This window comes from Pseudarthrobacter sulfonivorans (genome assembly GCF_014712225.1).
GTDB classification, from domain to species: Bacteria; Actinomycetota; Actinomycetes; order Actinomycetales; family Micrococcaceae; genus Arthrobacter; species Arthrobacter sulfonivorans.
In genome coordinates this window covers 1-21,141 of sequence record NZ_JACXBW010000014.1, presented here as the reverse complement: position 1 = coordinate 21,141, position 21,141 = coordinate 1, and the positions used below count along the sequence as shown (strand labels likewise).

The 21,141-nt window shown below is 65.3% G+C and carries 22 protein-coding genes and 1 pseudogene; 11 read left to right on the top strand and 12 right to left on the bottom strand.

What is annotated here, in order from left to right; genetic code table 11:
- Positions 1-181 precede the first annotated feature (181 nt).
- Positions 182-475, bottom strand: a complete 294-nt coding sequence (locus IAQ70_RS16910) for a putative quinol monooxygenase (RefSeq protein WP_190990491.1) — start codon at positions 473-475, stop codon at positions 182-184.
- A 57-nt stretch (positions 476-532) separates the two neighbouring features.
- Positions 533-1,531: a LacI family DNA-binding transcriptional regulator gene (locus IAQ70_RS16905; RefSeq protein WP_190990490.1), complete on the bottom strand. Its 999-nt coding sequence runs from the start codon at positions 1,529-1,531 to the stop codon at positions 533-535.
- A 164-nt stretch (positions 1,532-1,695) separates the two neighbouring features.
- Between IAQ70_RS16905 and IAQ70_RS16900 the strand changes: the two genes are divergently transcribed.
- From IAQ70_RS16900 to IAQ70_RS16885, 4 genes are all read left to right on the top strand, one after another.
- Positions 1,696-2,814 (top strand): substrate-binding domain-containing protein, encoded by a 1,119-nt coding sequence (locus IAQ70_RS16900; RefSeq protein ID WP_190990489.1) that lies wholly within the window; start codon positions 1,696-1,698, stop codon positions 2,812-2,814.
- A 114-nt stretch (positions 2,815-2,928) separates the two neighbouring features.
- A complete protein-coding gene (locus IAQ70_RS16895; protein WP_190990488.1) occupies positions 2,929-3,975 on the top strand; it encodes an ABC transporter permease in 1,047 nt (348 codons plus the stop codon).
- Entirely contained in the window at positions 3,972-4,766 is a 795-nt protein-coding gene (locus IAQ70_RS16890; RefSeq protein ID WP_190990487.1) for an ATP-binding cassette domain-containing protein, read from the top strand. The genes IAQ70_RS16895 and IAQ70_RS16890 overlap by 4 nt, the downstream gene beginning before the upstream one ends.
- A gap of 100 nt (positions 4,767-4,866) precedes the next feature.
- A complete protein-coding gene (locus IAQ70_RS16885) occupies positions 4,867-5,826 on the top strand; it encodes a carbohydrate kinase family protein (RefSeq protein WP_190990486.1) in 960 nt (319 codons plus the stop codon).
- 130 nt (positions 5,827-5,956) lie between these two features.
- Here the strand turns inward: IAQ70_RS16885 and IAQ70_RS16880 are convergent, their stop codons facing one another.
- From IAQ70_RS16880 to IAQ70_RS16860, 5 genes are all read right to left on the bottom strand, one after another.
- Positions 5,957-6,877, bottom strand: a complete 921-nt coding sequence (locus IAQ70_RS16880; protein ID WP_190990485.1) for an AEC family transporter — start codon at positions 6,875-6,877, stop codon at positions 5,957-5,959.
- 103 nt (positions 6,878-6,980) lie between these two features.
- The gene (locus IAQ70_RS16875) at positions 6,981-8,309 is read right to left on the bottom strand and encodes an enolase C-terminal domain-like protein (RefSeq protein WP_190990484.1); all 1,329 of its coding nucleotides are present in this window, start codon (positions 8,307-8,309) and stop codon (positions 6,981-6,983) included.
- Entirely contained in the window at positions 8,306-9,913 is a 1,608-nt protein-coding gene (locus tag IAQ70_RS16870) for an aldehyde dehydrogenase (NADP(+)) (protein ID WP_190990483.1), read from the bottom strand. The genes IAQ70_RS16875 and IAQ70_RS16870 overlap by 4 nt, the downstream gene beginning before the upstream one ends.
- Before the next feature lie 26 nt (positions 9,914-9,939).
- Positions 9,940-10,854, bottom strand: a complete 915-nt coding sequence (gene kdgD / locus IAQ70_RS16865) for a 5-dehydro-4-deoxyglucarate dehydratase (protein ID WP_190990482.1) — start codon at positions 10,852-10,854, stop codon at positions 9,940-9,942.
- Positions 10,855-11,007: 153 nt separating this feature from the next.
- Positions 11,008-11,895 (bottom strand): LysR family transcriptional regulator, encoded by an 888-nt coding sequence (locus tag IAQ70_RS16860; RefSeq protein WP_190990481.1) that lies wholly within the window; start codon positions 11,893-11,895, stop codon positions 11,008-11,010.
- Positions 11,896-12,036: 141 nt separating this feature from the next.
- Here IAQ70_RS16860 and IAQ70_RS16855 point away from each other — a divergent pair, with 141 nt between their 5' ends.
- The 5 genes from IAQ70_RS16855 (at position 12,037) to IAQ70_RS16835 (ending at position 16,127) form a co-directional block, all read left to right on the top strand.
- Complete coding sequence (locus IAQ70_RS16855; protein ID WP_190990480.1) at positions 12,037-13,038, top strand: tripartite tricarboxylate transporter substrate binding protein; 1,002 nt, start codon at positions 12,037-12,039, stop codon at positions 13,036-13,038.
- 5 nt (positions 13,039-13,043) lie between these two features.
- Positions 13,044-13,586, top strand: a complete 543-nt coding sequence (locus IAQ70_RS16850; RefSeq protein ID WP_317983692.1) for a tripartite tricarboxylate transporter TctB family protein — start codon at positions 13,044-13,046, stop codon at positions 13,584-13,586.
- Between the two features lie 8 nt (positions 13,587-13,594).
- Complete coding sequence (locus IAQ70_RS16845; RefSeq protein ID WP_190990478.1) at positions 13,595-15,127, top strand: tripartite tricarboxylate transporter permease; 1,533 nt, start codon at positions 13,595-13,597, stop codon at positions 15,125-15,127.
- Entirely contained in the window at positions 15,124-15,528 is a 405-nt protein-coding gene (locus tag IAQ70_RS16840) for a universal stress protein (protein ID WP_190990477.1), read from the top strand. The genes IAQ70_RS16845 and IAQ70_RS16840 overlap by 4 nt, the downstream gene beginning before the upstream one ends.
- A gap of 116 nt (positions 15,529-15,644) precedes the next feature.
- Entirely contained in the window at positions 15,645-16,127 is a 483-nt protein-coding gene (locus IAQ70_RS16835; protein ID WP_190990476.1) for a pyridoxamine 5'-phosphate oxidase family protein, read from the top strand.
- Positions 16,128-16,153: 26 nt separating this feature from the next.
- Here the strand turns inward: IAQ70_RS16835 and IAQ70_RS16830 are convergent, their stop codons facing one another.
- Together IAQ70_RS16830 and IAQ70_RS16825 are read right to left on the bottom strand one after the other, a co-directional pair.
- Positions 16,154-16,756 (bottom strand): DUF6919 domain-containing protein, encoded by a 603-nt coding sequence (locus tag IAQ70_RS16830; RefSeq protein WP_190990475.1) that lies wholly within the window; start codon positions 16,754-16,756, stop codon positions 16,154-16,156.
- A gap of 53 nt (positions 16,757-16,809) precedes the next feature.
- Positions 16,810-17,403, bottom strand: coding sequence for a hypothetical protein (locus tag IAQ70_RS16825; protein WP_317983691.1), 594 nt, complete (start codon positions 17,401-17,403; stop codon positions 16,810-16,812).
- A 155-nt stretch (positions 17,404-17,558) separates the two neighbouring features.
- Between IAQ70_RS16825 and IAQ70_RS16820 the strand changes: the two genes are divergently transcribed.
- Positions 17,559-17,939: a VOC family protein gene (locus tag IAQ70_RS16820; protein ID WP_190990474.1), complete on the top strand. Its 381-nt coding sequence runs from the start codon at positions 17,559-17,561 to the stop codon at positions 17,937-17,939.
- Positions 17,940-18,057: 118 nt separating this feature from the next.
- Here the strand turns inward: IAQ70_RS16820 and IAQ70_RS16815 are convergent, their stop codons facing one another.
- Positions 18,058-18,462 (bottom strand): DUF5997 family protein, encoded by a 405-nt coding sequence (locus tag IAQ70_RS16815; RefSeq protein WP_190990473.1) that lies wholly within the window; start codon positions 18,460-18,462, stop codon positions 18,058-18,060.
- On the opposite strand from IAQ70_RS16815, the gene IAQ70_RS16810 reads away from it, so the two are divergent.
- Positions 18,461-19,264 (top strand): LysR substrate-binding domain-containing protein, encoded by an 804-nt coding sequence (locus IAQ70_RS16810; protein WP_190990472.1) that lies wholly within the window; start codon positions 18,461-18,463, stop codon positions 19,262-19,264. The genes IAQ70_RS16815 and IAQ70_RS16810 overlap by 2 nt on opposite strands.
- A 217-nt stretch (positions 19,265-19,481) precedes the next feature.
- Here IAQ70_RS16810 and IAQ70_RS22820 read toward each other — a convergent pair.
- Together IAQ70_RS22820 and IAQ70_RS16805 are read right to left on the bottom strand one after the other, a co-directional pair.
- A pseudogene (locus tag IAQ70_RS22820) lies at positions 19,482-19,698 on the bottom strand (ROK family protein); the annotation flags it as partial.
- Positions 19,699-19,776: 78 nt separating this feature from the next.
- Positions 19,777-20,778 (bottom strand): hypothetical protein, encoded by a 1,002-nt coding sequence (locus tag IAQ70_RS16805; RefSeq protein ID WP_317983689.1) that lies wholly within the window; start codon positions 20,776-20,778, stop codon positions 19,777-19,779.
- Positions 20,779-21,141 lie beyond the last annotated feature (363 nt).

The window sequence follows — 21,141 nt, the reverse complement described above, 5'->3', positions numbered from 1 at the left end:
CGTTGTCAGTGCGAAGGACACTAGGTGATGTCCGTTAGACAAGTCAACGGTCTCCGGCGGAGTTGGAATCGCCTCCCCGCGGCACCTCCGATGGGCCTGCCAAGTGGCGGCGGGCAGCAAAAAGTTCCCCACCAGCGGCGAGCGGGAAGGGAACGATTCGTGGCCGGATTTGGCCGGGGGGCTACTCCACCGGCAGGAGCCAGGTCAGCTCCGAGGCGTCCCCTTCGATGTGGCGGGTCAGTTCCTGGTTGAACGTGGCGCCGTAGTCGGCGCTGATGTGTTCCTGGAATGCGGCTTCATCACGGTAGACCTCGAAGACAAAGTACTCCCGGGGGTTTTCTTCCCTGGTGTAGGGAAGAAACAGCTCGTTGCCCGGTTCCTGGCGGACGCGCCGGGTCAGTTCGAGCATCATCTCCGCTACGCGGGCTTCGCTGCCTGGTTGGACGGTGAACTCGGCGTACAGGGTTTTGGTCATCATTGATGCCTTTCAGGTCGATGGGTTCGTCTGATTGTGCGGGAAGCCTTAGCCGTGTCAGGCCGGGGGGAGGAGCTCCCCGGAGCCCCTTTGTATCAGCTCGGACGGCACAACATAGGTGTGCGGGGACTGTTTGTCGCCATCGATCCGGGCCAGCAGCCGCTCGGCGGCAAGCTTCCCGATCCGCTCCGGGTGCTGGGCGATGACGGTCACGCCGGGGTCCATCATGTCTGCAAGAGTGAAGTCATCGAACCCGATCAAGGCCACGCGTTTGCTGAGCCCGAGCTCTCGCAAGGCACGCATGGCGCCGAAGGTGACGAGGTTTTGGCTCGAGAAGATTGCAGTCGGTGGTTCCGTAGCGGTGAGAAGCTCCAACGCAGCCAGCCTTGCTGATTCTTCGTCGTGAAGGTTTTCGCGGACGGGAACTGTTGAGGTGGGAATTCCCTGTCGACCGAGCTCCTCAATGAACCCCCTCCGGCGTTCCCGGGCGGTCTGGATGTCTGTGCGGTCCCCCAGATACGCGAGCCTGCTGTGGCCGCGGCTGATCAGGTGTCTGGCTGCCTTCGCGGCGCCGGTGGCGTTGTCCGTCACGACGGCGTCTGCTTCAATTCCTACCGGTTCACGGTCTATGAAGACCAGCGGCAGGTCCCGGGAGTGCTCCGGGATCACATAGGCCTGGCTCCTGGTGATCGGCGTGAGGATTAGCCCGTCAACGCGTCGGCCCAGGAATGCTGCAACTATGGCCTTCTCCCTCTGGGGGTCATCATCGAGGCTGGCTGCAAAAACGGCTATTCCTCTCGCGCCGAGCGCATCTTCCATGGCACGGTTGATCTCCCCGCTGAACGGGTTGGAGACACTTGGAAGCAAGAGGCCCACCGAGAGTGTCCTCCTGCCTGCCCGGCGCAGGCTGCCGGCCGCCATGTCCAGCTGGTAGTTGAGCTGCTGGGAAGCGTTGAGCACCTTGCTGCGGGTGGCTTCGGACACGCCGGGTTCGTCATTGATCACCCTGGAGACGGTCTTAATCCCGACGCCCGCCAGCGCGGCCACGTGGCGCATTGTTGGACGGCTCGCGGACAGCGCCGGCTGGCTACGACTGGACATCGTTGTCAAAATAATCGCTCCTCCTAGTTGCATCTATTGACTCTCCCGTGTGATGCTGCTTACATCGTACATGACATCGTTGTCGAGGCCTGGGAGGGCCTCAAACACCAGGAGATTCAATGTTGAGTTCCAAAGCCCCCCGTTCAACGGCCACCCGCATCCTCGCTGCCGGAGCAGCCCTGACCCTGGGAGCACTCAGTCTTTCTGCATGCGGCGGCAGTTCCAGCGGTCCGTCTGCCAGTGGAGGGACCGCTGACGAAAAAGTCGGCGTCTCCCTCATCGTCAAAACCACCACCAACCCGTTCTTCGTCTCCATGCAGGACGGGGCGAAGAAGGCCGCCGAAGCGAACGGCGTAGACCTGAAGCTCGCGGCAGGAAAAGCCGACGGCGACGAGGACACCCAGATCCAGGCCATCGAAAACGCAATCTCCAAGGGCGACAAGGGAATTCTGATCACCCCTAACGGCCCGTCCGTCGTGGATGCCCTGAAGAAGGCCAAGGACGCCGGCCTATTCGTAATCGCCCTGGACACGCCGCCGGACCCGGCCGACGCCGCTGACATCACCTTCGCCACGGATAACTTCGCCGCCGGGGAGCTGATCGGCAAATGGACCGCAGCGCAGCTCAGCGGCAAGAAGGCCACCATCGCCCTCGTCGACCTCTTCGACGACAAGATCGTTTCCGTGGACTACAACCGGGACCAAGGCTTCCTGACCGGGCTGGGTATCGCCACTGCGGACAAGAAGAAGAACGGCGACGAGGCCAAAACCGGCAAGTACACCGGCGGCAAAGGCGGCGACTACGAGATCGTCGGCAACCAGGCCTCCCAGGGCAACGAGGACGGCGGCCGCACCGCCATGGAAACACTCCTGTCCAAGAACCCGAACATCAACGTCATCTACACCATCAACGAACCTGCCGCCGCCGGCGCCTTCGAAGCACTGAAGTCCGCCGGCAAGGACAAGGACGTGCTGGTCGTTTCGATCGACGGCGGCTGCACCGGCGTCAACAACGTCAAGTCCGGCGTCATCGGCGCCACCGCCCAGCAGTACCCGGTCAAAATGGCCGAACTTGGCGTGAAAGCCATTGTTGACCTCGCCAAGACCGGCAAGAAGCCCGCCAACTCCGAAGGCCTGGACTTCTTCAACACCGGTGTCGAACTCGTCACCGACAAGCCCGCCGACGGCATCAAGAGCATCACCACCACCGCTGCTTCCGACATCTGCTGGGGAAAGTAACCACCCAGCTTCACGGCGGGGCGGGGAGGCCGGAGCCGCTATCGCCCCGCCCCCCGCGCTTGCCTACCAAGCTAGCTCCGCTCTAGCTACCATCACTGAAGATCAGGACCCATCGTGACCCAGCAACAGACCGCCGGCCCGCCCAGCGCCGGGCATGCCGACCTGGCGGAGGAATTCCTTGACCGCCAGACACCGCTTAGCCGGATACGCAATATCCTCCACCGCTATCCTGCCGTCAGCCCTGCCCTCGTCCTCCTCATCGCGGTGGTCGTGTTCGGCCTCCTCAATGACAGGTTCCTGCGGGTTGAAAACCTCTCGCTGATTACCCAGCAGGTCTCCGTCGTCGGCACCCTCGCCATCGCGCAGACACTCATCATTCTCACAGCCGGCATCGACCTGTCCGTCGGAGCCGTGATGATCCTGTCCTCCATGGTCGTCGCCCAGCTCGCCGTCAATAACGGACTTCCCGCGCCCGTTGCCCTGCTGGCAGGCCTGATCGTCGGACTCGCCGCCGGAGCCCTCAACGGATTCCTGGTCACCAGGTTCCGGCTCCCCCCGTTCATCGTCACCCTGGGTACGCTGAACATTTTCATCGCCCTGACGCTGCTGTACTCCAACGGAGCGACAGTGCGCGGCTCGGCGATGCCGGATCTGCTGACCTGGACAGGCACCACGTTCCCGGTGGGCCCGGTGAGGATCTCCACCGGCGTCGTCGTGATGCTCCTGCTGTACATCGCCATTGCGTTCATCCTGGGCAAGACCGCCTGGGGCCGGCATGTCTACGCCGTGGGCGATGACAAGGAAGCCGCCCGACTGGCCGGCATCGCCGTGAACAAAGTCCTCATGAGCGTCTACCTCGCTGCCGGCGCCGTTCTGGCCATCGGAGCATGGATCCAGATCGGCCGCACCAACGCAGCCAGCCCCAACGCCGGTGTGGACCTGAACCTGGACTCCATCACCGCAGTCGTCATCGGCGGAACCAGCCTCTTCGGCGGCCGCGGCTCCGTCTGGGGAACGCTCCTCGGCGCCCTGATCGTGGGCGTCTTCCGCAACGGGCTTTCCCTCGCCGGTTTGGACGTTTTGTACCAGACCCTCGCAGTGGGCGTCCTGATCATCCTCGCTGTGTCCATCGACCAGTGGATCCGAAAGGTCAAGTCATGACCATGACAGAATCTGCAGCCCAGCACATCGCCACCCGCGAACCCATCCTGACGGCCAGGAACCTCGTCAAGACCTTCGGCCGCGTCGTCGGCCTGGACGGAGTCAGCCTCGACCTCTACCCGGGCGAAGTCCTGGCAATCATCGGCGACAACGGCGCCGGGAAATCAACCCTGATTAAGTGCCTGACCGGAGCAGAAGTCCCGGACTCCGGCGAGCTCTTTGTCTCAGGACAGCCGGTGCACTTCAAACGTCCCCAGGACGCCAGGGTCCACGGCATCGAAACCGTGTACCAGAACCTGGCAGTCTCGCCGGCCCTGGATGTCGCCTCCAACCTCTTCCTTGGCCGGGAGGAAAGGCGCGCGGGAATCCTCGGGAGCGTGTTCCGGATGCTCGACACCAAAGGTATGCGCCTGAAGGCCAAGCAGGAGCTGACCCGGCTGGGCATCTCCACGCTCCAGGACGTGACCGTGCCGGTGGAGAACCTCTCCGGCGGCCAGCGCCAAGCCGTTGCCGTGGCCCGTGCAGCAGCGTTCGGTTCAAAGGTTGTCGTGCTCGATGAGCCCACAGCGGCACTCGGCGTCCGGGAATCCAACCAGGTCCTGCAGCTTGTCCGCGACCTCCGGGACCGCGGCCTGCCAGTGATCCTGATCAGCCACAACATGCCCCACGTGTTTGACGTGGCGGACCGGATCCACATCCAGCGCCTCGGCAAGTGCGCGGCCACCATCACGCCGCAATCACACAACATGACCGATGCAGTGGCGATCATGACCGGCGCAGCCACCGCCTGAATTACTGCTGTCCCCACGTCAGTCCGCAGACCGGTAACCGGTCCGCGGACTGACGTGGCTTGGACCGCCGCCACCACCAGATTCCCACGAGAGACAGACCATGGATTACCTCAAAACAGCCCGGCATGCCGCCCACCAGCCCCTGGACGTCATGGTCGTAGGCGAAGCGCTGATCGACGTGGTGACAACCTCACACGGCCGGGTGGAACACCCCGGCGGCTCGCCCGCCAATGTCGCCTACGGACTTGGCCGCCTCGGCGTAACCACAGGTCTGCTCACGGCCATCGCCCCGGACCCCCGGGGGAACTCTATAGAAAACCATCTCCTCAGCGCAGGAGTCATACTTCTGCCCGGATCAAAATCCCTCGCCCGGACGGCCTCGGCAACAGCAACACTTGCACCGGACGGTTCCGCAAGGTACGACTTCGACATTTCCTGGGACCTTGCCCCAACAGCCCCTGCCTACTTCCCAAAAATACTGCACACCGGATCCATCGCTACGTTCCTTAGCCCCGGTGCCAGCGCCGTGAAGGCTCTGCTCGAACAGGCCCACAGACAATGCATGATCACCTATGACCCCAACATCAGGCCAGCCCTGCTCGGCAGCCACGCCGAAGCGAAAGCCATCTTCGAAGAGCTCGTGGCCTTAACCGACGTCGTCAAACTCAGCGACGAGGACGCCCAGTGGCTGTACCCCCAAAAGAGCTTGGACGAAACCGCAACCCACATCCTCGGACTGGGTACCGGACTCACCATCATCACCAAAGGCGCCGAAGGCTCACACTTCACCACCGCCGCGGCCAACATCAGCATCCCTGCCGTGAAAACCAAAGTTGCAGACACCATCGGCGCCGGAGACTCCTACATGTCCGCCCTGATCCTGGGCTTCCTCACCCGGGGAACCGAAGGCTTCGCCCCGGCCGTCCTTGAACAACTAGGACACACCGCAGCTGCAGCCGCGGCCATCACAGTACAGCGCCCTGGCGCGAACCCCCCGAGCCTGGAAGAACTCAAAGTGGCAATGGAAGCACATGCCGCCGCCCAATACGCTGGAGCCTAAAGCACATCACCAGCAAAGCCCGGCCCCACCAGGAGTACCTCGTCGCGGCACCGGGTTGGGTTGATCACGCGCTGCAGCAGGAGAAAATGCAAGACAGCGGGACGGGAGTTCTCGAAGATCAATCCCGGCCCTAGCCCACCAGCCAGGCGACAACCACCAGTGCCCCCACGCTGAGCACCGTGGTGCACAGGATGACGTCGCGGGCCACGGTCATGCCGCGGCCGTAGGGGGAGGCGAAGAGGAAGACGTTCTGGGCGGTGGGCAGTGCGGCCATGATCACGCTGGCCAGGAGGTGCTGGCCTTCCAGCCCAAAGACAAAGCGGCCCAGCACCCACACAATGAGCGGCATGCCGGCAATTTTAAGGAAGGTGGCCACGAAGGTTTCAACCCGGCCATCATCCTTCTGCAGCGGTGCCCGGCCGGCGAGGGAGAGCCCGAAGGCGAGCAGGACCATGGGCACGGCCCCGCCCGCCAGCATGTCGATCGGCTTCTGCAGCAGGTCCGGAGCGTCCCAGCCCGTCAGTGCGACGACGGCTCCCAGGGCCGAGGCGATGATCATGGGATTCGCGAACGGCGTGAGCAGCATCTTTTTCCACGAGATTTTGGAACCCGAAGCCAAGCCCATGACTGTGAGGTAGAAGGGGGCCATCACCAGGAGCTGGACCAGCAGTACCGGCGCCACGTGCTGGGCCGTTCCCACCGCATAGAGGGAAACGGGGATGCCGATGTTGTTGGCGTTGGCGTAGCTGCTGGCCATGGCCCCGACGGCGGTTTCCGCCACCGGGCGCCGGAAGAACAGGAAGCTCGCCAGAGCATAGAGAAGCCCCACTATCGCTGCGGAGAGCAGTGCCAGCGGGGCGTCGGTCCCGAGGGCGGCGCGGATGTCGCTGCCGGCCACCACGGTGAAGAGCAGGGCGGGGTTGGTGACGTAGTAGGCGGTGCGGGTCAGTGCACCCTGGACCTCCGGTCCCAGAACCCGCAGCCGGGCGGCAAAATAGCCCACGGCAATGACGGCGGAGACGATCAGGATTCCGGAAACTACGCCGCCCACAAATGCGCCCTTCTATTTAACTGTTGGGGTTCCGCACGGCCGTCTCCTCTCACGGAGAGGGGTCCGGCCGTGCGGAATTAGTTCGTCTTGCCGCAGGCCGGGGCTAGCGCACCAGGCAGGGCCGCTTCGGGTCGAAGGACCAGCCGTTCACGTAATACTGCATGCCGATGCTGTCGTCCCGGGCATCGAGCCCGTGCTGCAGGTACAGCTCGTGGGCCTTGTCCAGGGCGGCGCGGTCCAGTTCGATGCCAAGCCCGGGCGCATCGGGCACGGAGATGGCTCCGTCGCGGATCTGCAGCGGGTTCTTGGTAAGACCCTGTCCGTCCTGCCAGATCCAGTGTGTGTCCAGCGCGGTGATCTCGCCCGGCGCGGCCGCACCGGTGTGGGTGAACATGGCCAGCGAGATGTCGAAGTGGTTGTTCGAGTGCGAGCCCCAGGTGAGGCCAAACTCGTTGCACAGCTGCGCCACCCGGACTGAGCCGGACATGGTCCAGAAGTGCGGATCCGCCAGGGGGATGTCCACGGCGTTGCTGCGGATGGCATGGGACATTTCCCGCCAGTCGGTGGCAATCATGTTGGTGGCGGTCTTGAGGCCGGTGGCACGGCGGAATTCCGCCATCACCTCGCGGCCGGAGAACCGGCCTTCGGCACCGCAGGGATCCTCCGCATAGGCAACGACGCCCTGCATCCGTTTGCCGAGGCGGATGGCTTCTTCCAGGAGCCAGCCGCCGTTCGGGTCGAGGGTCACCCGCGCCTCGGGGAAACGCTGGTGCAGAGCGGTGACCACATCAACTTCGTCGTCCCCGGACAGCACGCCGCCCTTGAGCTTGAAGTCGCTGAAGCCATATCGCTCCTGGGCGGCCTCGGCCAGGGCCACCACGGCTTCGGGGGTCATGGCCTCGTGCCGGCGCAGCTTCTCCCAGCGGTCCGACGGCGCGTCCTCCACCAGGTAGGGAAGGTCGGTTCGGGCGTGGTCACCAATGAAGAAGAGGTATCCCAGCATGGGCACCGAGGTGCGCTGCTGCCCGTCACCGAGCAGTTCCGCGACGGGAACGCCGAGGAACTGGCCGTGCAGGTCAAGCAGGGCGGACTCGACGGCGGTGACGGCATGGACCGTGGTGCGCAGATCGAAGGTCTGCAGGCCGCGGCCACCGGCGTCGCGGTCTGCGAATTCCGCGGCAATCTCGCGCAGGAGCGACCGGAACCGTGCCACCGGCTTGCCCTTGATCAGGGCGCCGGCTTCCTCGATGGTCGCCTTGATTTTCTCGCCGCCGGGCACTTCGCCGAGGCCGGTGCGGCCCTCGGAATCGGTAATGATGACCACGTTGCGGGTGAAGAACGGGCCGTGCGCGCCGCTGAGGTTCATCAGCATGCTGTCGTGGCCCGCCACCGGAACCACTTCGATACGGGCAATGGTGGGCTGGGTGCTCATGCGCTGACCTCTGCATCTGCAGCAACAACGGTGCCGTCGATCCGGCGGTTGAGCTGCCACGGGTTCTCATCCTGCAGTGCCGCGGGCAGCAGTTCCTGGGGGAGGTTCTGGTAGGCGACGGGCCGCAGGAACCGGTTGATGGCCAGGGTGCCGACTGAGGTGGTGCGGGTGTCGGAGGTGGCGGGGAACGGGCCGCCGTGGACCATGGCATGGCCGACTTCGACGCCGGTGGGCCAGCCGTTGACGATGATCCGGCCCACTTTCTGTTCGAGTGCCGGGATCAGGGGTGCCGCCGTCGCGTAGTCCTCCTCGGTGAGCTGCAGGGACGCCGTGAGCTGGCCCTCGAGCCGGCCGATGGCTTCCAAAAGCTCGGCGGTGGAGGAGTAGCGGATCACCAGCGACGCGGCGCCGAAGATCTCCTGGTGCAGGACATGGTTGGTGACGAAGTCCCTGACCTGCGTGCCGAAGATGGCGGGGGCAGGGGCGTTTTCCGTGGGGCCGGCGGTGCCCTGACCAACGACGGTGACGCCGTCCGCGGAGCCCAGTGCCTCGGCGCCGGCGTTCCAGGATCCGGCGATGCCCTCGGTGAGCATGGTCTGTCCCGCGCAGGCGGAAACGGCGCGGCCGACGGCGGCAGCGAACTTGTCGCCCAGTTCGCCTGCGGGGGCGAACAGGAGTCCGGGGGAGGTGCAGAGCTGCCCTGAGCTGCCGGTGACCGCGGTGACGTACTGCTGGGCGAGGGCGTCGATCTGCGCGGCGGAGCCGCTAAGAGCGCCGTCGAACACAAACACCGGGTTCAGCGAGGACATTTCCGCGTACACGGGAATCGGCTCCGGCCGGGCGGCGGCGGTGCGCATGAGCGCGATGCCGGCGGACTGCGAGCCGGTGAAGCCGACGGCCTTGATGGCCGAATCGGCAACGAGGGCCTGGCCGATGCTGCTGCCGGGGCCGTAGATCAGGGAGAAGACGCCGGGGTGCAGGCCCGCATCGGCAACGGCCTTGGCAATGGCCTGGCCCACCAGTTCGCCGGTGCCGGGGTGCGCGTTGTGTGCCTTGAAAACAACCGGGCAGCCGGCGGCGAGGGCGGACGCGGTGTCTCCTCCCGCCGTCGAGAATGCCAGCGGGAAATTGCTCGCACCGAACACCGCGACGGGACCCAGCGGGATCTGGCGCTGCCGGATGTCGGCGCGCGGCATCGGCGTGCGCTCCGGCAGGGCCGGGTCGATCCGCACGCCGCGGAAGTCGCCCTGGCGGACCACGTTCGCGAAGAGCCGCAGCTGTCCGGTGGTGCGGGCGCGTTCGCCGGTGAGGCGGGCGGCGGGGAGACCGGTTTCCTGGCCGGCCCGGATGATGAGCTCATCGCCGATGGCCTCGATGTTGTCCGCGATGGCGTCCAGGAACGCTGCGTGGGCTGCGGGATCCAGCGTGCTGAAGGAAAGGTAGGCAGCCGCGGCGGCGGAGGTCGCCGTCGTCAGCTGCTCCTCCGTGATCAGCGAATACGCGGGCTGGAGCTGTTCGTTGGTGGCGGGGTTGAAGCCGAAGGCCGTCTTCCCGCCGCCGACGACGGTCTGGCCGGCGATGAGGGAATGTCCGGTGAGTGTCACTGTGGTTACTCCTTGGAGAGGGGGGATCAGGAGATGTTGTCGATGAGGGTTTTGAGGTCCGCCAGGTCCTGGGGCGCCAGGTTCTGCAGCGGCGGACGGACTCCGCCGACCGGGCGGCCGATGGCGTCCAGTCCGCCCTTGACGATGGACACAGAGTAGCCCTTCACGCGGTCGCGGATGTCCAGGTAGGGGATCACGAACTCGTTGAGCTTCCTGTTGACGGCCACGCGGTCGTTGTTGCGGACGTCCTGGTAGAAGTCCAGCGCGAACTGCGGAACGAAGTTGTACATGGCGCTGGAGTAGGTGCTCATGCCCAGCTGCAGCAGCGGGAGGGCGAACGTTTCAGCGGTGGGCAGGCCGCCCAGGTAGAACAGGCGGTCGCCGAGCTTGGCGTAGACGCGGGCATCGTGTTCGAGGTCGCCCACGCCGTCCTTGAAACCGATGAGGTTTTCGTGGCGGTCAGCCAGGGTGGCCACCGTGGTGTCCTTGTAGATGGCGTTGGCGCGGTTGTAGATGATGACGCCCAGCGAGGTTGAGCTGCAGATGGCGCTGACGTGGTCAACGAGGCCGGCCTGGTCGGCTTCGGTCAGGTACGGCGGGAGGAGCAGGAGGCCGTCGGCGCCGGCTGCTTCGGCGGCCTGCGCGTTTTCGATGGCCTGGGCCGTGGAGCCGCCCGCCGAGGCAAGGACGGGGACAATGCTGCCGACCTCATCGACGGCGGCGCGGACCACGCGCTCGGATTCCGCGGGGGTGAGGGAGAATCCCTCGCCGGTGCCGCCTGCCGCGAAGAGGCCAGCCACCGGGAAGCTGGCCTGCCAGGCGAGGTGCTTGCGGTAGCTTTCCTCATCGAACTGCAGGTTGGCGTCGAAAGCGGTCACCGGGAAGGACAGCAGGCCTTCCTTGAGGGTGTCTGCCAGTTCCTGCGGGGTGTACTTTGCCACGATGTTGTCCTCTGTGTGAGCGCCGCTGGGTGAGTGTCGCGGACGGTTGGTGTGGGTTCCTGTTCAGGTTAGGCAGAGGACGTTATGCCTGTCTAAGTGTATTTGTGTATCCGGTGATACTAAAAGGGTATTGCACCACGACGGCGGTGCTTGCTACTCGGTGCGGAACTCCAGGTCCTGGAGCAGGCGGCGCAACGCGGGGTTGACCACCTTGCGGTTCCAGATGGCGTGAAGCTCCACCGGCTGCTCGCTCTCCATCCCCGCGAGGGGCAGGAACTCGACGCCCTTGATGGCGAGCAGTGTCGCGGAGTGGGGAACGAAAGCCACACCGCGCCGGGCGGCCACCAGGGAAACCATGGTGAGGATCTGGCTCACCGTGTGGATGACGTTGGCGTGCTGGATGGGGAACATCCTGACCACCAGGTCGTAGAAATATGTCGCCTTGGTGGGCGAGTGCATGATCAGCGGCTCATCACTGATGTCCGAATCCCCGATGGGGCGGGCGAGATCCGCGAGGTGATGGCCGCTGGGCACCGCCAGCATCATGGATTCCTTGTACAGCAGGTGCGAATCGAAGACGTCCCGGTCGAAGGGAGGCCTGGCGAGGCCCAGGTCGAGGCCGCCGGTGAGGAGGCCCTGGATCTGTTCGCCGGTGACGAGTTCCTGCAGGTCGATGTCCACGTCCGGGATGATTTCCGAGATTTCCTCGAGCAGGGGGCCCAGGATGCTGAAGCCGCTGGCCGCGGTGAAGCCCACCCGCAGGTGGCCCGAGCGCCCGGTGGCGATGCGTCGGGCGGTGACGGGCGCGCGGTTCGCCAGGGCCATCAGGCGTTTGGCTTCCTCCATGAACGCTTCGCCGGCAGGGGTGAGCTGTACCTTCCGGTTGTCCCGTTCCAGCAGTTCGGTGCCGATGATTTTTTCCAGCTTCTGGATCTGCCGGCTGAGTGGCGGCTGGGTCATGTTGAGGCGTTCCGCTGCCCTGCCGAAGTGCAGTTCCTCGGCGACGGCGATGAATCCGGCCAGTTGGTCAAAGGTAAACATGATGCCTTCCGGGTATCACCTGATGCTCATAAGGGCTTAGACATGCATCATAGCGGCTCCCTACACTCGACTAGCGAGCCGACGTGATTCGGTTCACATGCCCCTCCGGGATCCGCCCCGGAAACTCTACGAGGAGTCCCAATGACGCACTTCCCCGCCCGCCGCACCGTTCTCGGAGCGGCATCTGCCCTGACGCTCCTTGCCCTGACCGCCTGCGGAAATGTGGCAGGCGGCCCGGCCGATTCGTCCAAGTTCCCCGCCGGTCCCGTCAACCTCACGGTGGGCCAGGCTGCCGGCGGCAGCACCGACCTGATCGCCCGTGCCCTGGCCGAGGGCGCCTCCAAGACGCTCGGCAAGCCGATCCCCGTGGTGAACAAGCCCGGTGCAAACGGCGCCCTCGCCACCAAGGAAGTTGCCGGCAAGCCGGCCGACGGCCAGGAGCTGGTCCTGCTGACCGCCTCCCTCATTACCATTACGCCCCTGGCGGTTTCGGCCGACGAGGCCGTCAACATCGACGACCTGGACATCCTTGCCGGCCTGTCCCAGGACGACTACGTCCTGGTGGCCAGCCCCGGCTCGGGCTTCAAGAGTTTCAAGGACGTGACCGGCGCCGGCCGGAACGTCACCTTCGGCACCACGGGCGTCGGCACCGGAAGCCAGCTGGCACAGAAGGTGCTGTTCAAGCAGGCCAACGTCACCGGCACCGACGTTCCGTTCGACAGCGGCAAGCCGGCCCTGACGGCGGCCCTGGGTAACCAGGTTGAGCTGACCACCATCCAGCTGGGTGAAGCGATGCCGCAGATCACGGCGGGCAAGGTTGCGCCGCTGCTGGTGTTCTCCGAAGACCGCAACACCTTCCTGCCCGACACCCCCACTGCCAAGGAAGCCGGCTACGACGTCCCGGTGGCGCAGTACCGTGCCGTCGCCGCCCCCAAAGGCACCCCGCAGGACGTGAAGGACAAGCTGCTCGCATCGTTCCAGGACACGTTCAAGACGGACACCTACAAGGAATTCAACAAGAAGAACATGCTGACCCCCAAGGAAATCTCCGGTGAGGAAGTCGTCAAGGAGTGGAAAGGCTACGCAGCCAAGTACAAGGAGCTCGTGGAGAAGTACGACATCAGCCTGAGCGGAACTAAGTGATTCCAGTGAAGGAAACTCCCGCAGAGCCCGCCGTGGAGGCGGACGCCGCCGAGGCGGACGACCTGACGCCGGAGCAGCTTGCCGCCCAGTGGGAGGAAGAGAAGCCTCCGGCGGCAGGGGCCCTGGCCAACGCAGCCTCCTCGCTGGTGGTCCTCGGAGTGGGGATCGCCGCCGTCGTCCTCTCTGTTGCGATGGGCCTGGGCACTCCGGCCAGCCCGCAGCCCGGCCTCTGGCCGTTCATCATCAGCTGCGTCATGGTGGCACTGGGCCTGTTCCAGCTGATCGCAGGCCGCCACAACCGGGACGCGGAGAAATTCACCCGCATGTCCACAGCTCCGCTCACCGGACTGGTGACCCTCGCCGCCATGGTGGCACTGATGCCGCTGATCGGCTTTGAACTTCCGGCGCTGGTGCTGTGCGTCATCTGGATGCGCTTCCTGGGCGGCGAAACCTGGCGCGCCACCCTCGTTGTCAGCGCAAGCGTGGTCATTGCCTTTTATGGCATCTTCGTCCTCGCGCTCGGCACTTCCATTCCCCACCTCTTCTAGGAGAACCCGTGGATTTTCTGAATCCCGTCATCAACGGATTTGTGGTGGTCCTGGAGCCGACAAACCTCCTGTACTGCCTGATCGGCGTTGTCATCGGCATGCTGATCGGTGTGCTGCCCGGACTGGGGCCCGCGGCAACCATCGCCATTCTGCTTCCGCTCACCTACAACGTTGAGCCCGTCACGGCCATCATCATGCTGGCCGGTATTTTCTACGGCGCCCAGTACGGCGGCACCATTACCTCGGTGCTGCTGCGCCTCCCCGGCGAGGCGTCCTCCGTGGTCACCGTCTTCGACGGCTACCAGATGGCCAAACAGGGCAAGGCCGGCACCGCGCTGGGCCTGGCGGCCATTGGTTCCTTCATCGGCGGAACGGCAGCCATCATCGGCCTGACGTTCCTGGCCCCCATCGTGGCCAGCTTCGCCCTGGACTTCGGCCCGCCTGAATACACCGCACTGGCGCTGCTGGGCATCCTCCTGGTGGCCACCATCAGCAACGGATCAAAAGCCAAGGCGCTCATCGCCGCGGCCCTGGGACTCCTGCTCGCCACTGTCGGGCGGGACATCTTCACCGGCGCAAGCCGCTTCACCTTCGGCAACCTGCAGCTGGCGGACGGCATCGATTTTGTGCCGATCGCGATGGGTCTCTTCGGCCTCGGCGAGATCCTCTACAACCTGGAGGAGAGGCACCGGGCCGCGAAGGCGCCGTCGAAAGTTACCAACGTCTGGCCGTCCCGGAACGACCTCAAGCAGGCATCCGGCGCAATCGGGCGCGGCTCCGTCCTGGGATTCTTCCTGGGCATCCTCCCCGGCGGCGGTGCGACGATCGCCTCGATGGCCTCCTACGCCATGGAAAAGAAGCGCGCCAAGCAGCCCGAACGCTTCGGCAAGGGCGCTCCCGAAGGTGTGGCCGGCCCGGAAACCGCCAACAACGCCGCCGCCACGTCCTCCTTCATCCCGCTGCTGACCCTCGGCATCCCCGCCAACGCCACCATGGCGCTGATGTTCGGTGCCCTGCTCATCCAGGGCGTCACCCCCGGGCCGCAGCTGGTGGAGCAGAACCCCGAGCTGTTCTGGGGCGTGGTGAACTCCATGTACATCGGCAACATCCTGCTGCTGATCATGAGCCTGCCGCTCGTGGGCATCTTCGTGAAGATCCTGCGCGTCCGGGCGGCCATCCTGGCTCCGGTCACGGCGCTCATCACGCTGCTGGGCGCCTACACCATCAACAACAGCATGTTCGATGTGACGCTCGTGGTGGTCTTCGGCATCGTCGGCTACCTCATGAAGAAGTTCGGCTTCGAGCCCGGACCCCTGGTGCTGGCCTTCGTGCTCGGGGAGCTGCTGGAAAGCTCCATGCGGCGCTCCCTGCTGGTGTTCGGCGGAGACCCGACCGGCTTCTTCGGCCGTCCCATCTCGGCCACGCTGCTGGTGGTGTTCGTCCTGGTCGCCGTGCTGCCGGTCATCCGCGGCGCGGCAGCCAAGCGCAAGGCCTCCACCCCGGCCGTCACGGCAGCCTCAGAAATCAAGGAGAAGGTATGAGCATCATCGTTGGATTCGTCCCCACCCCTGCCGGGGAAGCCGCCCTGGTGGCGGGCATCGCCGAGGCCACCCTCCGGAAGGAGGACCTGGTGATCGTCAATTCGGCCCGCGAGGGCGCGCTCGTGGACAAGTCCGTGGCGCCGTCGGACCTGCTGGCGGACGCCGCCCGCCGGGCGGAGGACGCAGGTGTCACGGCAACCGTGATGCAGCCCCCCTACCTGAATGACCTGGCCGATGAGTTCCTGGAGGTGGCACGCCAGGTGGACGCGTCCCTCATTGTGATCGGGCTGCGGCACCGTTCCCAGGTAGGCAAGTTCATCCTCGGCAGCCACGCCCAGAGGATCCTGATGCAGGCCGACCGTCCCGTGCTCGCCGTCAAGGCCGGCAACTCCCACTTCTAGGCGCCCGACGGCGGGGCGCGGCCTGGGTGCCCACGAACCCGGGGTGGATTCTAAGCATGCTTACCAATAGGCTGGCGGGGGGAACTTCCCCGGTTGGATCAGAACGAGGTGAGAGCATGACGGAGACTGAGAACATCAGCAAAGTTACGGACATCATCAACGATTCCCACATCGGAATGTTGACCACCATCAACGAAGAGGGTGCCCTGGTCAGCCGCCCGCTCGCCGTCCAGGATGTTAAGGACGACGGCGACCTGTGGTTCTTCACGGGACAGGGCACCTCGCAGGTGGCCCACGTCCGGGCCGACCCGCGGGTCAATGTTTCGTTCGGGAAGCGCACCGAGTGGGTATCGGTGGCAGGCACCGCCGAAGTGGTCACCGACCGGGCCAAGATCCGCGAAATGTGGAACCAGACTGTTGAAGCCTGGTTCCCGGACGGGCCGGACACTCCCGAAGTGTGCCTGCTCCGCGTGGATTCGGACTCCGCCGAATACTGGACCAGCCCCGGCGGAACAGCGGCCACGGTCCTCCAGTGGGTGAAGTCCAAGGTGACCCACAGCCGGATGAGCGTGGGCGAAAGCGGGACGGTAGAGCTCTAGGGAGCTGTTCCGTTGGCTGCGCGGCCCTACTGCCGCGCAGTCAGCGTGGCGAGGACGGCCGGCAGCAGCACGTCATTTCGGCCCCAGAGCGGGTCCAGGATTTCCACGTACCAGGAGTCGGCGAGCAGCAGCGCCAGGGTTTCGTTGGTTTCGTCCGCCCAGTCCTGGATCTGCTCCTCGTCCACCGGGTTCTCACTGGAGCCAAGGACGGTGACTACCTCGTCGCCGTCGAGCGTGACGGGGATGGCGGCGCTGCTGGCCTCGCCGGGGGCGTGCGCCACCGTCACCAGTTCGGTGCGGGTGGACAGGGCGAGCAGGTCGGCGGCCACTTCGGCGCTGCAGAATCCGGTGACGTACTGGCGCTGCGCTGAGTCATCGGAACGCAGGCCGGGCTGGGATTCCTTCGTGAAAAGCCCGTTCCGGTTGAGGGCGGCCAGCTCGACGGCGATCGGTGCGGTTTCGTCGTCGAAGCGGACAGTGAAAGTGGCGGCCTGGTATTCGCTGTGGCCCTCCAGCCACCTGGCCGTCAGTTCCCCTGCCCCCGCGAGGGTGGTCGCCTGCCGCCAGGCCCCCTTGTCCTCCAGGCGCCTGCCGAACTGGTCACGGATGTCCGCTTCTGTGGGTTCCATCCTCGGATGCTACGGCGCCCCGCCGCCGGACTCCAGCGGCGGCGACACAGCAGTTAACTTCGGGCGGCCGGGATCCCCGCGGCCTGCTCGGCGGCGGTGAGGGCAACGGCAAAGCGTGCGACGGCGGGAGCGTAACCTTGGTGCCGCCCGGCCCGCAGCTGCTCAGCCTCCCGCATGGCCTTGATCAGTGCCGACGTTTCAGGAAGCCGGACATCCGTCATGGCGGGATAGTCGATGCAGCTGGCGGGGTCCAGTTCGTAGTGGCGCCAGCGGGCCAGCAGTGTGTCGTGCTCAGCCTGTGCCGCAGTGTAAACGGGCTGGTCCAGGCGTTGCTGCCGGAGCCGTGAGTGCCAGGCGGTGATCCGCGGGCTGCTTCGGTACGCCGCCATGCCCGCCCCGACGCCCAGCACTGTGAGCACGGCGCCGGACCACGGCGCCGCCAACGAGGGAATCAGAATCGCCGGGATGGCCACGGCCGATCCCATAAAAACGTCCCAGAACACCGTGTCGGGGGCACTTGCCCCGGGCGCCGGCGTCGAATGGTGGCGGACAGCCAGGACGGTGGCGGCCACCGCGCACACCAGCACCGCGCCCCAGAACACCAGCTGAAACGCTCCCACCGGGACGGATTCTGCAAATGCCGGCACGTCGGCACCTCCCCGTATCAGGCCCGGCCCAGGATTCCGGACTCTCCCTCCATTGCATCCCCTGCGGGGACTGGGGTCAATGGGCTGCCGGGGTCCCGACGGGTTTTGCGCGCTGGCGGCTCCCACGCCTGTCCGGGGCCGGGTAGCTTGGGACCATGCGAATGAAAATGTGCAGCATCCATGTCACGGATCCGGCTACCGCCCACGCGTTCTACACCGGGACCCTCGGGTTCGAAACGCTGATGGCGATGCCCGAACACAACCTCTTCATCATTAAGGACCCGGGCGCCGATGACAGTTCGGTGGGGCTGCTGCTGGAGCCAAGCGACAACCCGATCGGTGCGGACTACATGAACGCGGTGCACGACGCCGGCATGCCGGCCATCGTCTTCGGCGTACCGGACGTACAGGCCGAGTACGAACGGCTGGTGGCGGCCGGTGTGAGGTTCACGGGCGAACCGGCGGAGAACCCGTACGGAATCACTGCAGTGTTCGAGGACGGCTGCGGAAACCTGGTGCAGCTGCACCAGGACTGAAAATTTCCCTGGCAAAACAGAAGCTTGTCCGCGGATCCGGGCCTTGTAGGTGCGGATCCGCGAACAAGCTTAGGTTTCCTGGCGGCCTGAGCTGCGCGGGCAACTCAGTCGGTGCCTGCTACTCGGCCTTCGCGCGGTCCTTCTTCGCGTCCTTCTTCGCAGCTTCGTCCTTGACGCGCTGGGCTTCCGCGCGGACGGCCGCGTGGGTCGAACGCTCGGTGACCAGCCACGCAGGGGGAGCCTGCAGCAGCGCGGTGATTTCCGCCGTCGTGAGCGCTTCTTCAACGCCGCCGCGGGCCAGGCCGCTGATGGAGACGTTCAGCTTCTGGGCGACCACCGGGCGGGGGTGCGGGCCGTTGCGGCGCAGCTCTGCGAGCCACTCCGGCGGGTTGGCCTGGAGCTCGGCGAAATCGGCGCGGGTGATGGTCGAATCCTGGAACTCCTGCGGTGTTGCGGGCAGGTAGATGCCAAGTTTTTTGGCAACGGTGGCCGGCTTCATGGACTGGGAGTTTGCAGAGGTCATGCTTCAAGGGTATCCGGGCGGGCGGTACTGTGAAGACGTGCCCGCCGACAATGAATCCCCGCAAAACGCCAGCGCCTCCGATAGCGTCCCCTCCGAAGCCACGGAGCAGGAGGCGCCCCGCGTGCTGCGTTTCGCCTACGTGGCCGGCGTGACGCCCGGGAAGTGGATCCGCCGCTGGGAAGAGCGCGTGCTGGACATCCCGCTGGAGTCCTTTATGTCCGACGACGGCGCGCAGCTGTCCGTATTAAGGGACGGTACCGCGGACCTCAGCTTCGTCCGGCTTCCGGTGGAGCGCGAAGGCCTCAACGTGATCCCCCTGTACGAGGAGCAGCCGGTGGTGGTGGCGCCGAAGGGGCACGAGATCTCGGTGTTTGAGGAGGTGGCCCTGGAAGACCTGGCCCAGGAAACATTCCTGGACGTCGCGGAACTCGGTGGCCCGGAGATGGCCATGCAGGTGGTGGCGTCCGGCGCTGGCCTGGTCATCCTGCCGATGTCCGTGGCCCGGCACTTCAACGTCAAGGACACGGTGGCCCGGCGCCTCACGGGCGCGCCGGTCACCGAGATTGGGCTGGCCTGGCCGAGCGACTCGACGGACGAGATCATCGAGGAGTTCATCGGGATCGTCCGCGGCCGGACGGCTGCCAGCTCCCGGCAGCCCTCGGCCCAGCAGGAGAAACCCAAGAAGGAACCGAAGCCGGACCGGCGCGGACCTGCCGTTAAGAAACCCAAGGTGGCCCAGCGGTATGCGCCCAACCCGGACAAGGGCCGCGCCAAGGGCTCACGGAAGAAGGGGAAGCGCTAGGCCTGGCCGGTCCTTGCCGCGACTGCGACGGCGACGGCGACGGCGCAAGATTCGCGCCGACCCGCCATTCAGCCCTCCGCTCAAAAGTGTCAGCTTGGAATTTAGGGCTTTCACATCGGTATGTCCAGAATCGGCGCAACGGACCTTATTCTGACGATGTTTGCGAAGCTGCCTGACGTCAGGTTGACGTGTGCCCCAACCCGGCAGGTCTGTGTTCCTAAGTAACCGTGCGAATGGCCGACCCGATTATGCCTGCCTGGTTGCGAAGGACGCGTCCGAAGTCTCAGGTGGGGCAGGTATTCGCGCGTGCGTTGGGAAATGCCACCTCCGATGACGAAGAGTTCAGGTGAGAGCAGGAGTTTCACGTGCGTTAGGTAGCGTTGCGGCAGCACGCTGTACCGTTCCCAAGACAGTCCGTGCCGCTCGCGTGCCAGGGGCTGAAGTCCCTGATTTGAAGCCGTCATTTTGGGACGACGGCGGTGATGGGGCCGATTGCCAGCCTCGCATCCGGATTAGGTTTGCGCGCGTGCGAGGCGGGTGCGGCGCTCCTCCTCCCGTTTGGAGTACGCGGCCGCGCGGATTGCTTCCTCCGACTCGAGGCCGGTGCCGAGGGCACCGCCGACGGTTGCCGCCGACGCGACAAACCAGGTCAGGACGAACAGGTCGCCATAGTCGAGCGTTTGCTGGAGGTAGCCGCCCATTATGGCCGGGTCGAGGACGAACATCGCCCAGGCCAGGTTGACTACGTAGAGCGCCAGGTAGCAGATGATTATTCCGATGGTCAGCGTTATCAGCGTGGAGGTGTTGTACAGGCGGGACCTTTCCCTGGCGTCCGCCGAATCGTTGTCGGGTCGGTCCCACAGTTCGCCGTCGATCACAAGCCAGGCAACAATGAGGGCAATGGAGACGATCGTCGCCACTATGAGGCGCCACGGTTGCAGGGAGCCCGCGAGCAGCCAAACCGTGGAGTTGATTGTGGCTACCGCCCCTGTTGTCAGCGCCGCCACGAGCGCGGACTTAAGTCCGGGCACCAGGAGCCACGGACGGTTGGCAAGCACCATTCCCACGAGCAGGCGCCAACGGCTGGTGAAGCGGGGCATCGGTTCGCTGTGTCCCGCCTGCGTGTCCGTTGCCATGCCGCCGATCAGCGTGCGCACTGCATGCCGGGCACGCGCCCGCATACCGAACCCGCCCAGCGCCGGCAGCGACAGCACAGCTGTGCGTTGCTGCGGGTCGGTTTCTGTGAGCAGGTAACGGCGGTCATCCCCGTCACGAAACGGAAGTTCTGTCAGCCCGATGACAATTTCCCAGTCGTGTTGACGAGCATGATCACGCAGCCGGACCAGGGCAGTTTCGACGTCCTCGGAATCCATGGTGAATGGTTCGCTGACGATCTCGATGGTCCAGTCCTCGCCGTCCCGGTCGCCCGGTGGCTCGAGGTCTGTCAGCAGGCACGCGATCTCCGTGGGCGAGGCAGGGTCTGCCACCAACCCGACCCGGATCCGATTCGTCACGGCAAGCTACCGCAAAGGGCGGGGATGAACTTTTTTGGCACGATTTTTCTCCTCCGGATCCAGCGCGATGTATGTCTGCAGGCTTCTTCCCAGCCGCTTTCCCGAACCAAGTCCTGTTCGCGGTCTCCATCATCCTTGCCCGCGGACCTCGCCCAGTAAGACGTACGGGTGTCACCGGCGCACGCGCTGCTGGTGACACCCGTAGTTCGCCACCGCTGCAGGGCTGTTGTTGTTAGGCTGTGCGGTGCTTTCGCAGCGCCCGGACCGCTGCAACACCAGCCAGTCCGGTGAGCACCCAGGGGGCCCCCACTGATATGTAGATCTGGTTGTCAATGGGCAGCGGTGAGCGGCTCCTGGTTTTTA